10 protein-coding genes, 4 tRNA genes and 1 pseudogene are annotated in these 12,911 nt (G+C 50.3%); all 15 read left to right on the forward strand.

From position 1 onward, the window contains the following. Positions 1-27: 27 nt before the first annotated feature. Positions 28-103: transfer RNA gene (locus ACZ5KU_RS04205), tRNA-Asn, on the forward strand. A 9-nt stretch (positions 104-112) separates the two neighbouring features. Further along, positions 113-189, forward strand: a tRNA-Pro gene (locus ACZ5KU_RS04210). A 5-nt stretch (positions 190-194) separates the two neighbouring features. Beyond that, positions 195-270, forward strand: a tRNA-Lys gene (locus ACZ5KU_RS04215). A 93-nt stretch (positions 271-363) separates the two neighbouring features. Continuing rightward, positions 364-440 (forward strand) — tRNA-Pro (locus tag ACZ5KU_RS04220). Between the two features lie 418 nt (positions 441-858). Next, complete coding sequence (wbpA, locus tag ACZ5KU_RS04225; RefSeq protein WP_054059020.1) at positions 859-2,172, forward strand: UDP-N-acetyl-D-glucosamine 6-dehydrogenase; 1,314 nt, start codon at positions 859-861, stop codon at positions 2,170-2,172. Between the two features lie 17 nt (positions 2,173-2,189). Next, a complete protein-coding gene (gene wbpB, locus ACZ5KU_RS04230) occupies positions 2,190-3,140 on the forward strand; it encodes a UDP-N-acetyl-2-amino-2-deoxy-D-glucuronate oxidase (RefSeq protein WP_054059019.1) in 951 nt (316 codons plus the stop codon). A 7-nt stretch (positions 3,141-3,147) separates the two neighbouring features. Next, positions 3,148-3,723 (forward strand): acyltransferase, encoded by a 576-nt coding sequence (locus ACZ5KU_RS04235; RefSeq protein WP_464736857.1) that lies wholly within the window; start codon positions 3,148-3,150, stop codon positions 3,721-3,723. A gap of 276 nt (positions 3,724-3,999) precedes the next feature. Beyond that, positions 4,000-5,015 (forward strand): annotated as a pseudogene (locus ACZ5KU_RS04240) (DegT/DnrJ/EryC1/StrS family aminotransferase). Then, positions 5,012-6,283, forward strand: coding sequence for a lipopolysaccharide biosynthesis protein (locus ACZ5KU_RS04245; protein WP_054059016.1), 1,272 nt, complete (start codon positions 5,012-5,014; stop codon positions 6,281-6,283). The pseudogene ACZ5KU_RS04240 and the gene ACZ5KU_RS04245 overlap by 4 nt, the downstream one beginning before the upstream one ends. A 140-nt stretch (positions 6,284-6,423) precedes the next feature. Next, positions 6,424-7,830, forward strand: coding sequence for a hypothetical protein (locus ACZ5KU_RS04250; RefSeq protein ID WP_152974357.1), 1,407 nt, complete (start codon positions 6,424-6,426; stop codon positions 7,828-7,830). Positions 7,831-8,244: 414 nt separating this feature from the next. Beyond that, complete coding sequence (gene hisH, locus ACZ5KU_RS04255) at positions 8,245-8,730, forward strand: imidazole glycerol phosphate synthase subunit HisH (RefSeq protein ID WP_464737386.1); 486 nt, start codon at positions 8,245-8,247, stop codon at positions 8,728-8,730. Position 8,731: 1 nt separating this feature from the next. Next, positions 8,732-9,490, forward strand: coding sequence for an AglZ/HisF2 family acetamidino modification protein (locus tag ACZ5KU_RS04260; RefSeq protein ID WP_054059013.1), 759 nt, complete (start codon positions 8,732-8,734; stop codon positions 9,488-9,490). A gap of 3 nt (positions 9,491-9,493) precedes the next feature. After that, complete coding sequence (locus tag ACZ5KU_RS04265) at positions 9,494-10,609, forward strand: N-acetyl sugar amidotransferase (RefSeq protein WP_054059012.1); 1,116 nt, start codon at positions 9,494-9,496, stop codon at positions 10,607-10,609. 462 nt (positions 10,610-11,071) lie between these two features. Continuing rightward, entirely contained in the window at positions 11,072-11,758 is a 687-nt protein-coding gene (locus tag ACZ5KU_RS04270) for a glycosyltransferase (protein WP_464736858.1), read from the forward strand. 24 nt (positions 11,759-11,782) lie between these two features. Further along, positions 11,783-12,907 carry a glycosyltransferase gene (locus ACZ5KU_RS04275; protein ID WP_081005991.1) on the forward strand — a complete coding sequence of 375 codons (1,125 nt, stop codon included), beginning with the start codon at positions 11,783-11,785 and terminating at the stop codon, positions 12,905-12,907. Positions 12,908-12,911: the final 4 nt, after the last annotated feature.

A 12,911-nucleotide genomic window follows, 5' to 3' on the forward strand; every position in this document is an offset into this window, starting at 1 on the left:
TTAGAGTTGTAGCTTGAAATGTGCTGTTCCGTGATAGCTCAGTCGGTAGAGCAAATGACTGTTAATCATTGGGTCCCAGGTTCGAGTCCTGGTCACGGAGCCAATTTCAAACCGGGGTATAGCGCAGTCCGGTAGCGCGCCTGCTTTGGGAGCAGGATGTCAGGAGTTCGAATCCCCTTACCCCGACCATATTCGGGTCGTTAGCTCAGTTGGTAGAGCAGTTGGCTTTTAACCAATTGGTCGTAGGTTCGAATCCTACACGACCCACCATTTTTGAAACCAGTTCGCTGGAATCAAATCTTAAGATCGGAAGCCAAAAGCGCTGATCGCAGAAGGCGCCTCCTGAAGGTGCCTTTTTTTTACCGGGGTATAGCGCAGTCCGGTAGCGCGCCTGCTTTGGGAGCAGGATGTCAGGAGTTCGAATCCCCTTACCCCGACCATATCTGAAATCCCCGTATCGAAAGATACGGGGATTTTTTTATGCCTTCCGAAATCATCAGGATGCATCAAGGCGCCTGGGTTGATCATTAAAGCCATACAGGAAGAGAAGTGGCATAATAAGTCTTTTTGGTTACAGAGCCAGGTGCGGCTTTCTTCAGGTGGATCTGAATCGCCTTCAGACTGGCGGCGTTCACTCCGGCGCTGTAGCGCGGTCCGCGACCCATCAGGCAGGAACTCTATCGTGTGCATGCGAGAATGGTCACCATAGGGTGCGTTGGGTGTCTGGCGGGCGTCGGGTGTATGGGCACTCGTCTGGAAATGCCAGGCAGGTATGCAAAGGAAAATATCAGCCTCGGGTGACCTCCCCCGACTGGTTGAAGTGTCAATTGTTCAAGAATCAAATGGGAATTTAACCTGATGTCGGGCATCAAGCGGGCGAGTGTTGGCAAGTTCAAAAGCAGAGAAGCTCTGATCGGTATCGTCGGGCTGGGTTATGTCGGGCTGCCCTTGATGCTGCGCTACAACGCCATCGGGTTTCGTGTGCTCGGTATCGATATCGATGAGGTAAAGGTCTCCCGATTGAATGCCGGGCAAAGTTATATTGAGCACATCCCGGCAGAGAAAATACTCGCTGCCCGCCAGAGTGGTTTTGAAGGCACCACTGATTTCCGTCGGGCCAGTGAGTGCGATGCCTTGATCCTGTGCGTGCCAACGCCCCTGAACAAGTACCGCGAACCGGACATGAGCTTCGTGATCAATACCACCGAAGCGATCAAGCCCTATTTGCGTGAGGGGCAGGTGGTGTCCCTGGAGAGCACGACCTATCCGGGTACCACGGAGGAAGAGTTGCTCCCGCGGGTTCAGGAAGTCGGTTTGAAAGTAGGTGAGAACATCTTCCTGGTCTATTCGCCCGAGCGTGAGGATCCAGGTAATCCCGACTTTGAAACCCGTACCATCCCCAAGGTGATCGGTGGGCATACCCCGGCTTGCCTGGAGGTCGGTATTGCGCTGTACGAGCAGGCGATTGATCGCGTTGTTCCGGTCAGTTCAACCAAGGCAGCTGAAATGACCAAGCTGTTGGAGAACATCCACCGTGCGGTGAATATCGGCCTGGTCAATGAGATGAAAGTGGTTGCCGACCGAATGGGCATCGATATTTTCGAGGTGGTCGACGCGGCCGCGACCAAACCGTTCGGTTTCACTCCCTACTATCCGGGACCGGGGCTGGGTGGGCACTGCATCCCGATCGACCCGTTCTATCTGACTTGGAAGGCTCGCGAGTATGGCCTGCACACGCGTTTCATCGAGTTGTCCGGGGAGGTCAATCAGGCCATGCCCGAATATGTGGTCAGCAAATTGATGGATGGGCTGAACAACGATGGCAAGGCACTGAAAGGCAGCAGGGTGCTGGTGCTCGGTATCGCCTACAAGAAAAACGTGGACGATATGCGTGAGTCGCCCTCCGTCGAAATCATGGAACTACTGGTGGCCAAGGGGTGTGTCGTGGCCTACAGCGATCCGCATGTTCCGGTCTTCCCGAAAATGCGCGAGCATCATTTCGATCTGTCCAGCGAGGCTCTGACGGCCGAAAGCCTGGCGGGTTTCGATGCTGTCGTGCTGGCCACCGATCACGACAGATTCGACTATGAGCTGATTCGCCAGCATGCCCGGTTGGTGATCGATAGTCGCGGTAAATACCGTACCCCTGAAGCTCATATCATCAAAGCCTGATTGCTGGAGTGCTCCCCTTGAAACGTTTTGCCCTTATCGGCGCTGCTGGCTATATCGCTCCACGGCACATGCGCGCAATCAAAGACACGGCTAACGAACTGGTATCCGCCTATGACATCAACGATTCGGTAGGAATCATTGATAGCCTATCGCCGCAGAGCGAGTTCTTTACCGAATTTGAACGTTTCATCGAGCACGCCTGGCAACTCAAGCGTAGTGCGGAAACGGCTCTGGATTATGTCTCGGTCTGTTCACCCAACTACCTGCATCATGCGCACATTGCGGCCGGATTGCGCCTTGGCTGCGATGTCATTTGCGAGAAACCGCTGGTACCTACTCCGCAAGTGCTGGACGAGTTGGCCCAAGTCGAGCGTGAGACCGGCAAGCGGGTTTACAACATCCTGCAGTTGCGTCATCACCAGGCCATCCTTGACCTCAAGGAGAAGGTTGCCGGCGCGACTCGTGATGGCAAGTACGATGTAGAACTTACCTACATCACGTCGCGGGGCAAGTGGTACATGGAGAGCTGGAAGGGGGATCCGCGCAAGTCCTATGGGGTCGCCACCAATATTGGTGTGCACTTCTACGACATGCTGCATTTCATCTTCGGCAAGTTGCAACGCAACGTCGTGCACTTTGCCAGCGACTACAAGGCTGCTGGCTATCTGGAGTATGAGAAGGCGCGCGTGCGCTGGTTCCTCTCCATCGATGCCCAGGACTTGCCCGATTCGGTCAAGGGCAAGAAGCCGACCTATCGCTCCATCACGGTCGATGGCGAGGAAATGGAGTTCTCCGAGGGCTTTACCGATCTGCATACCACCAGTTACCGGGAAATTCTCGCTGGGCGTGGTTATGGCATCGAAGATGCGCGCCATTGTGTGGAAACCGTGAATACCATTCGCTCGTCGGCTGTCGTTGCGCCGCAGAGTGATGAGGGGCACCCTTTCCTGGCATCCCTGGATCGCTGAGGCTGGTATGAACTATCAGGTCCACCCTTCTGCCATTGTCGATGAAGGTGCGCAAATCGGGGAGGGTTCGCGGATATGGCACTTTGTGCATGTCTGCGGTGGTGCCCGTATCGGCAAGGGTGTATCCCTTGGGCAGAATGTCTTTGTCGGTAACAAGGTGATCATTGGGGATAATTGCAAGATTCAGAACAACGTCTCGGTCTATGACAACGTGATCCTGGAGGAGGGCGTTTTCTGTGGGCCAAGCATGGTGTTCACCAATGTCTATAACCCTCGTTCGCTGATTGAGCGCAAGAATGAGTATCGCGACACATTAGTCCGAAAGGGGGCGACCCTGGGCGCCAATTGCACGATTGTCTGTGGCGTCACTATTGGTGAGTATGCTTTCGTAGGGGCAGGGGCTGTGATCAACAGGGATGTGCCTGCCTATGCCCTGATGGTAGGGGTCCCGGCTCGCCAGGTTGGTTGGATGAGTGAGTTTGGCGAGCGCCTGGATCTGCCTATTGCGGGAGAGGCTGAAACTACCTGTGGGCAAACTGGTACTGTCTATCGTCTTGAAGGGCGGCGGCTTGTCGTGGTGTGAGCGTGGAGGAAATTCATTTGTGGTCGCGATTCGCCCGCTAACTTAGCAGATATCTTTCGCCCTTCATCTGCCTCCGCATATGAGGGGGATGTTCTCCAGTGGATGCCGTGTCGTGTCTCACGCCTATCGAGCATTTGTCAACATGAACCACCACGGTGTACAGCACCGCTATTGAAGCCTGTCATGGAATTTATAGATCTCAAGACCCAGTACCACGAGCTCAAAGCATCAATCAACGAACGTATCGAGCGTGTACTCGATCACGGTAAATACATCATGGGCCCAGAGGTTGTAGAGCTTGAAGTGAAGCTGGCCGAATATGCCGGGGTCAAGCACTGTATCAGTGCGAGCAGTGGTACCTGTACGCTTCTGATCGCGATGATGGCGCTTGGGATCGGTCGTGGAGATGAGGTCATTACTACACCGTTCACCTTTATTTCGACAGGCGAGATGATCGCTTTACTGGGTGCAACACCTGTTTTTGTCGATGTTGACCCTAATACCTGCAACATCGACCCGGAAAAAATCGAATCTGCAATTACGCCTCGTACCAAGGCAATCATGCCTGTCAGCCTGTACGGGCAGTGTGCTGATTTCGATGCCATTAATGCCATCGCTCAAAAGCACGGACTGACAGTCATTGAGGATGCCGCCCAGTCGTTTGGTGCGACATACAAGGGGCGTCGCTCTTGTGCTCTTAGTGGTATCGGTTCAACCAGTTTTTTCCCGTCCAAGCCGCTGGGGCTTATGGTGATGGTGGAGCCCTGTTCACCGACGATGACGACTTGGCCAAGAGCATGCGCGAGATTCGTATCCATGGGCAGGATAGGCGCTACCATCACCCTCGCGTGGGCCTCAATGGTCGTCTGGATACGCTGCAGGCTGCCGTCCTGCTTGCCAAGTTGGAGCGCTTTGATTGGGAGGTGGAGCAGAGATCAAGGGTTGCAGCTCGTTATGATCAATTGATATCGAGTGCATGTCCTGCTGTCGTGACTCCTTATATTCTTCCCCAGACCAGCAGTGTCTATGCGCAGTACACCCTTCGGGTAAAGGCGCGCGACGACTTATCCCGGGAATTGAATGCCCTTGGCGTGCCGACTTCCGTGCATTATCCGACTCCCTTGCATTTGCAGCCTGCCTTTGCCCATCTTGGGCTCAAAAAGGGTAGTTTTCCTGCGGCCGAGCTTTGCAGTCAGGAGGTTTTGAGTCTACCCATGGGGCCTGACATCACCGATGAGCAGCAGAGCTTCGTCGTCGAATCGTTGCAGAAAGCACTTCAGAGAGTTTCATGAGTCCTTTCAGGAAGCTGTTTGGCTCCGTCGTAAGCTATGCATCGGCGAACGTTATCAATAGTGCGATTCCATTTTTCTTATTGCCCGTCTTGACGAGGGTTCTATCGCCAGGGGAGTACGGCATAGTTGCAATGCTCACTACTGTCATGAGTGTGCTTTCGGCTTTTACTGGTCTTAGTCTCCATGGGGCGGTCAGCGTTCGTTATTTTGATCGGGAAACCAATCACCCGCGTTTTCTCGGAACCTCTCTCGCTGTCCTGAGCGGGAGCACGCTATTAACTTTATTAGTCGTTTTTTTTGTGTCTTCCCCTCTGTCTCGTTGGGTGAACCTTCCTGTCGAATGGCTGCTTGTGGCCGTTTTGGCCTCTGCTGCTCAAACAATCATGCAAATCAGGTTGGTAGTTTGGCAGGTCAAGAATCAGGTTTTACGATATGGAATATTCCAGATCTCCCAAACCTTATTCAATCTGTCCCTTTCCCTTGGGTTGGTTCTTGTTCTGGGGATGGGCTGGGAGGGCCGGGGGCTCGGTCTGGTAAGCGCTGTTTTCCTGTTTGGTTTGTTGGCGTTGTATAGCTTGCAACGTGCAGGGGGGATCGACTGGCGGTTTGATATTGAGTATGCCAAGGCGGCGTTACGTTTTGGTGGGCCGCTGATCCCCCATGCGATTGGTGGAATGATGATAGCCATGAGTGACAGGTTCATCATAACCTCGGTCCTGGGGGTTACTGCGACGGGTAGTTATGCGGTCGGTGCGCAGATGGGCATGGTTGTAGGGATATTGGTTGATGCAATTGTAAAGGCTTTTGGTCCTCATCTGCTAAGTGAGTTGCAGGGAAGAGATCGTGATTCGGGGATCCGTATTGTACGACAGTGCTGGGTGTCATTTCTATTTTTCCTGATTCTGGCCATATCTTATGTGAGCCTTCTTCCTTATGTTTATCCCTGGATTGTTGGGCGGGAGTATGGTGATTCTCTGAAGGCTGCCCAGCTGATAGGCTTTGGTAACGCTTTTATGGGTATGTATTATGTGGTCGTGGGGTTTGTGTTTTTTGCCGAAAGAACGGCCTATCTCGCTAAATTAACTTTTTGTATTGGGGTTTTTAACGTGATCCTAACCGTTTTTCTAGTTAATCGGCTGGGGGTGATAGGGGCTGCATGGAGTTACGTTCTTGTACAAATGGCATTCTTTTTTGGAGCTTGGTATATTGCTCAAAAAATATTGCCGCTGCCATGGTTTTCTGCTCTCTTGGAGAATAAATCCCCATGATTTTGTGAGCGGCAATTGGTTAGTGTGTTGATTTTTTAGCTGCCAAATAGTTTTTACGTAAAGTAGCCAGGCGGGCAGAATATGGGCGCAGAATGGATGTTAATGTGTTTGGTAGCGATCAGATGAAGGGGAGTCCGACGTTGAAGGAATTGCTGCAGATCGAGAATGATCCGGCATTTCTGGAGTTTCGCTGTGCCAAAACCGCATATTTGCTTTGGCCGCTGATACGGATTCAGTTTTTTAGGCAGTTGATCTCTGACCTTTTTTACAAACATGCTTCTTTGCTGGCTCCTGTTTCGGTTGTTCCTTATAAGAGTATTCTGAGTGTTCTGACAAAAAGCGTTTTTCACAACACCTGTCGGCAGCATGGTCAAAGTGAAATATTGGTGTTTGCAACCGGTGCTGGTCAGTTCAAGCGCCAAGGTGTTTGGTTTAATCGTATTACTGATTATCTGGTTGAAGCTTCATTCAGAGATGTTGCGACCGTCGAAGGAATTGTAGATTGGAAATTTCCAGAGCCTCGCTGGAATAAAAAAGTTAACTATTGGTTGCCCCGGAACATGCTGATACTGTTGTCTGGTCGCATGTGTTCGCGAATGGAGCATGCGCGGCAGGCTCGTGAGGTGTTGGAGTACGCCAGGGCTAGGGCTTTTAGTTTGTGTGGACTATCCATGTCCGATCAGTGCGTGGAAATGCTGGTAGGAGTTATGTCGCGAAAGATTGCGCGTCTATCAATTATGCAGTCTGCATATCGACGTGTTCTTGGCAGAGTCAAGCCTCGTTTACTTATCCTTGAAGAAGGTTGCTATAGTGATCATGGGGTACTTAATAGTGTGGCTCGGGAGATGGGGGTCCGTGTAGCCGAGCCTCAGCATGGGATGATTTCTGCAGGGCATGATGCTTATAACTACTCTTCGTTGCTGTGTAATAGTGAGCAGTATCGAGAATACCTTCCGCATGACTTTCTTGGCTATGGTCGTTGGTGGAATGATCAGATAAATGTTCCTGTTGAGAAGTGGGTTATAGGTAATCCTCATTATAGTGAGCAGGTTCGTTCCTTAAAAAGAGGGGCAGGCAATAAAAACATCCTGATTCTCAGCGATGGTATCGAATTTTCTTTGTATTTGACGTTGGCTGAGGAGCTTAGCTCTCTTCTGCTGGGGCGCTATACGGTTGTCTTGCGGCCACACCCATTGGAGCGACTTCAGGTGCATGAGCGGTTTCCCGGTGGCTTGGCCGGGAATGTGGTAATTGATCGCCATCAAGATATATATGAGTCATTTGCCGGCTCTTATGCTGTTGCGGGTGAAGTGTCGACTGGCTTATTTGAAGCAATGGGTATTGTGGAAAAGGTGTTTCTGTGGGATACCGAGAAGGCAAGATTTGCTTACCCTGTTCATCCTTTCTTTGCATTCTCTAATGCGCAGGAGTTCGCAAGTGCTATTCTTTCTCCTGAAGAGGGGCGCCTAAGCGTTACCCAGGAAGATATTTGGGCGACCGATTGGAAGGGGAATTTTCAAAGCTATCTGGAGCATGTTTTAGTTTGAAAACAGAAACGTGTATCTGTTTCGATTGTCGCTTCTCATCGAGCGGTGAAGACGTATGTGATTGGCGTGCCTTATCTCGATGAGGTGCGACGGTATTATTCTTGTGTGTCGCTTTATCTGCGGGACTCATGGATAATGGATCCATGAGGGCTTTTAAGCGTTACCGTTGTGTAACGGGAGAAGGTTGGCTTTCCGGAGGCGTTGGTTGCAGGGGGGGGCGATAGGTTGAGGTCTCGTGCTCTAGTCTGTAATCAGCGAAGTGACTGAACGGTGCGTTTCTGTGGCTGAAAAAAAAATATCTGTGATCGACTATGGTAGCGGCAATCTGGCTTCAGTCGTCAACATGATCCGCCATGAGGGGGCGAGGCCCAGATCATCAGCACACCTGAGCAGCTTGTTGGTGCTGAAAAACTGATTCTCCCTGGCGTGGGTGCCTTTGACCATGCAATGTCATGTCTGCGCCAGAATGGCTGGGTTGCGCCTCTGGAGCAGGTTGTCTTTGAGCGCAAGGCTCCTATCATGGGGATCTGCCTGGGTATGCAATTGCTGACCTGTGGAAGCGAGGAGGGGGCAGAGCCCGGTCTTGGGTGGATCAATGCCCAGGCGAGGCGTTTCCGACCAACCGATGTCAAGCTCAAGGTCCCTCACATGGGGTGGAACGAAGTGCGGCAGGTTCGTGATGACGCATTGATGCCGCAACTTGAAGCCAAGCGTCGATTCTACTTTGTACATTCCTATCGTGTTGAGTGTGTGAACCCTGAGGATGTCCTGCTTGAGTGTGACTATGGCGAGACATTTGTCGCGGCTTTCAGCCGAGAAAATATATGGGGATTCCAGTTCCATCCCGAGAAAAGTCACAGATTCGGCATGGAACTCTTCCGGCATTTTCTAGAGGTGTAGTTTGCTCAAGCATCGTGTGATTCCTGCGTTGTTGCTGCGTGAAGGAGGTCTTGTCAAGACCCAGAAGTTTGGTAAACACAAGTATATTGGCGATCCGCTCAATGCCATTCGTATTTTCAATGAAAAAGAAGTTGATGAACTTGTTTTACTGGACATTGATGCCACCCGGCAGGGGCGTGAGCCGGACTATGAATTTATAGAAAGTGTTGCTGCCGAGTGCTTTATGCCGCTTGGTTATGGCGGCGGAATAACAAGTGTTGAACAGGTCCGGCGGATATTTTCCATCGGGGTTGAAAAAGTAATCTTGCAGACAGCCGCACTTGAAAATCCTGACTTGATTCGGGATTTGGCGGAGCGATTCGGTAGTCAGAGTATCGTAGTTTCCATTGATGTTAAGCGTAACTGGCTGGGGCGTTATCGGCTGCGCTCAATAGCGAAAGGCGGCATAGCATCGAGCGACTGGCTCTCGGTGTTGAAAGAGTTGGTTGCAGCAGGGGCGGGTGAAGTCCTGCTCAATGCGGTTGATCGTGATGGAATGCAAGAGGGCTATGATTTACGTCTTATCCAGATGGCAGCTGAAACTGTCGATGTTCCGCTCATCGCTTTAGGAGGGGCTGCGGGTGTCTCGGACTTTGCTCTCGCCATCGGCGCCGGCGCATCCGCGGTGGCTGCAGGTAGTTTCTTTGTTTTACAAGGGGCGCATAGAGCTGTGTTGATTACCTATCCAGAATATGCGGATCTTGAAAAACATTTGGGGTGATTGATGAGTAAGTCTTACCAGATATGCACTCGTTGCGTGATGGACACCAGTGCATTGGATATTTCGTTTGATGCGCATGGGGTATGTAATTATTGTTCGGAGTTTCTGATTCGCTCAGGCCACCTTCTCGAAGAAAGCGATGAAAGACGAAATGAGCGGCTCTCTGAGTTTGTTGAAAAGGTTAAGGCAGATGGTGCAGGAAAAACCTATGACTGCATTGTTGGTGTGTCCGGCGGTGTCGATAGTTCCTGGGTTTTAGTCAAGGCTGTCGAGCTTGGATTGCGCCCCTTGGCCGTGCACATGGACAATGGTTGGAATTCCGAGCTTGCTCAAAATAATATCGCTAATCTGATCAAAAAGCTAAATGTCGATTTGTATACTCATGTTGTTGATTGGGGTGAATACAAGGCGCTGATGCAGGCCTTCTTCGATAGCGATGTGATCGATGTGGAATTGTTGTATGACAATGCCATGCTGGCGGTCAATTATAAGATGGCTGCAAAATATGGGGTTTCTCATATTCTTTCCGGAAGTAATCAGAGCTCCGAGGGGATGTCCATTCCGGTCGGCTGGAATTGGTTTAAGTACGATAAGAGAAATATCGTCTGTCTTGCTCGGCGATCAGCTGTAAGGATAAAGACTTTCCCCATGTTGGGGACGCTGGGATATATCTATTATACTTATGTAAAGAAGATTAAGTGGCAATCGATGCTCGATATGATGCCCTACAGTAAAGTTGCTGCCATGCAGGCCTTGAAGGAAGATTTTGGCTATAAACCGTATCCCTATAAGCACTATGAGTCAATATTCACCAGGTTCTATCAGGGGTTTCTTCTTCCAAGGAAGTTTTCGGTCGATAAGCGTAGGGTTCATTTTTCCACCCTGATTATGTCTGGGCAAATGACCCGGGATGCGGCACTGATCGACTTGGAAAAAATCCCATATCCATCTGAAAAGGATTTGGTCGAGGATCGCAATTATTTCTTGAAAAAGATGAGATGGGCTGATTCGGATCTGACCAGTTATCTCTCTCGGCAGCAGCGAAGTCATGCCGAGTTTGGCTCGGAAATAGAATTCTGGAAATTTTGCATGAAGGTTTATCGTGCTGTTTTTAAATAAAATGGCGTAGAGATTAGAGCAGTCTATCGTTAGTAAAGGTACGTGCATGTCGGTATTGGTGATGAGCTTCTATGGCGCTCCCGGTGGCGCTGAACGGCGTTTTGTCAGGACGTTCAGAAAAATGCAGGAGCTGTATGGCGGGCATAGACTCATCATTAACTCACATGGTAAGACCGCTCTTGAGTCGGTAGGGGTGCCACTGGATTTGAATGGAGTCGTGGTGCTGAACGACTTGCGTTTGTTTGGACGGCTGGGAGCTGTGAGCAAAGTCGCATTTGTCTTTCAGCTTTGGTGGTACGTACTGTCGCAGCGCCTCCGCCATCTACACTATCCCGTTGACCCTTCTTACTTGACTCTGTTTCATTCTTTTGTGGGGCGGGCGCTGAGAGTGCGTTACTCTCTGTCCGTTGTGGATTCGTCTCGCCCGGATAGAAGTAACTTTAGTCGATATAGCTGGTTTTTATGGCGGCGAAGTATTGGCTTTGCAACCAGGCTGGACTGTCTTTCGGGGGGATAGCAAAAAGCGTCGAAAGACTTTTTGGTGTACGGCCGCCAATTGAAATTTCACCATGTTCCTTTACTGACTATAGTCGTTCTTTTGTGGCTGAGAAAAAAGACTATGATATTGTCTTGATGAGTCGTCTCTGTGAGGGAAAGGGTTTGTCGATTTTTTTTGACGCCTTGACCGAGATAAAGAAAAGCTATAGCGATTTCTCTGTTGGAAATATCGGTATTTTTGGCGCGGGGCCGTTACATGATTATGTAGAGTCTCGAATTGCCGGGCTTCCGTCTTTTCATATTGAACTAGGTTTTGCTTCGAATCCATTTGAGGTATTGTCAAGGGCAAAGATATTTATGTCCTTGCAGGATAAGGAAAATTACCCTTCACAATCATTGCTCGAGGCAATTTCGTGTGGGGCCTTGGTTATTGCAACCGATGTGGGAGAAACCCATCGGATCGTTTCTGATGAAGTTGGCTATCGTGTTCCTGCTGATGCCGCCAGGCTGGCTGACAAGATCGTGGTAGCGTTGACCCGTTTGCGTATGAATCAATTCGATTGGCAAGGGGCTGCCGAAATGGTTCGCAGGGAACATACGGTGGAGCGTTTCTCTACTTATTTTTCCGGTTTCCTGGAGCGTGCCTTATAACCATTTGTTGTCTAGGAGCTTTTTTTGAAACTCTTGGTGAATGCAAGTAATTTGCATTTTGGGGGTGGGGTACAGGTCGCCGCCTCGTTCATTGATGAATTATCTCGGTTGGGTGATAGAGCCGAGCAATTTTCCGTGCTCGTGTCCACTGAAGTGCATGACAATCTGGTGCGTATCGATTGCAAAACCTCTGGCTTTGTTGATTATGAGGTCTTTGATACCCATGGTTTGTCGTGCCTTTGGGCTTCTTTATCTGGGCGTTTCAAAGGATATGATCTTGTCTTCACCATATTCGGCCCGGCCTATTTTCTCTCTCAGAATTTCGTCAGTATAGTAGGGTTTGCACAGGCGTGGATTATTTATCCGGATAACGACTCCTACGCGAATACCCCAAAGCTCAGCCGTTATAAGGCACGTTTACGTTACTGGCTACAATCACTTTTTTTCCGTCGAGCCGACCGCTTGGTTGTCGAGGCTGAGCATGTCAGATCTGGTTTGGCTGGCCGTGGTATTTTTGCCGCCGAAGCAATTGATGTTGTGCCTAACTGTATATCCTCCTTGTATTTTGATCCTGCCAAGTGGGAACCTTTGGGTTTTTCCCTGCCGGCTGCGGATGTTTTAAGGATTGGTTATGTTGGGCGTGATTACCCGCACAAAAATCTCGATGTGCTTCCTGACGTAAGCAGGACGTTACGCGAGGTTTACGGTGTTGATGTTGAGTTCTGTGTCACTCTTAGTGATAGTGAATGGGCGGCTCGATCTGATTCTTTTAAAGCTGCGGTAAAAAATGTTGGAGTTCTTTCCGTATCGCAGTGCCCTTCTTTTTATCAGCAGATGGATGCGGTGATATTTCCAAGCCTTATTGAATGCTTTTCAGCCACGCCACTGGAAGCCATGGTGATGGGTAAGCCCTTGTTTGCTTCAGATCGGGGGTTTGTTAGGGACGTCTGCGGAGAGTGGGCGAACTACTTTGACCCACTTGATGCGGAAGATATCGCTAAAACTATAAATTTATATTTTTCTACCGAAGAGCGCGCGCGCTGCATTAAGTTGCAGGCGGCTCAGAAGTATTCGGCTGGTTTTTCCTCTGCAAAAGGACGGGCGCTTAGTTATCTTGATATTATCGAGAGAGCACTGCGTGGGCGTTGATAAT

It is taken from the genome of Pseudomonas sp. Tof1 (genome assembly GCF_055390395.1).

Coding starts and splice junctions, on each gene's coding strand:
- wbpA (WP_054059020.1), top strand. CDS start 859: ATGTCGGGCATCAAGCGGGCGAGTGTTGGCAAGTTCAAAAGCAGAGAA.
- ACZ5KU_RS04235 (WP_464736857.1), top strand. CDS start 3,148: ATGAACTATCAGGTCCACCCTTCTGCCATTGTCGATGAAGGTGCGCAA.
- ACZ5KU_RS04245 (WP_054059016.1), top strand. CDS start 5,012: ATGAGTCCTTTCAGGAAGCTGTTTGGCTCCGTCGTAAGCTATGCATCG.
- ACZ5KU_RS04265 (WP_054059012.1), top strand. CDS start 9,494: ATGAGTAAGTCTTACCAGATATGCACTCGTTGCGTGATGGACACCAGT.
- ACZ5KU_RS04270 (WP_464736858.1), top strand. CDS start 11,072: ATGGCGGCGAAGTATTGGCTTTGCAACCAGGCTGGACTGTCTTTCGGG.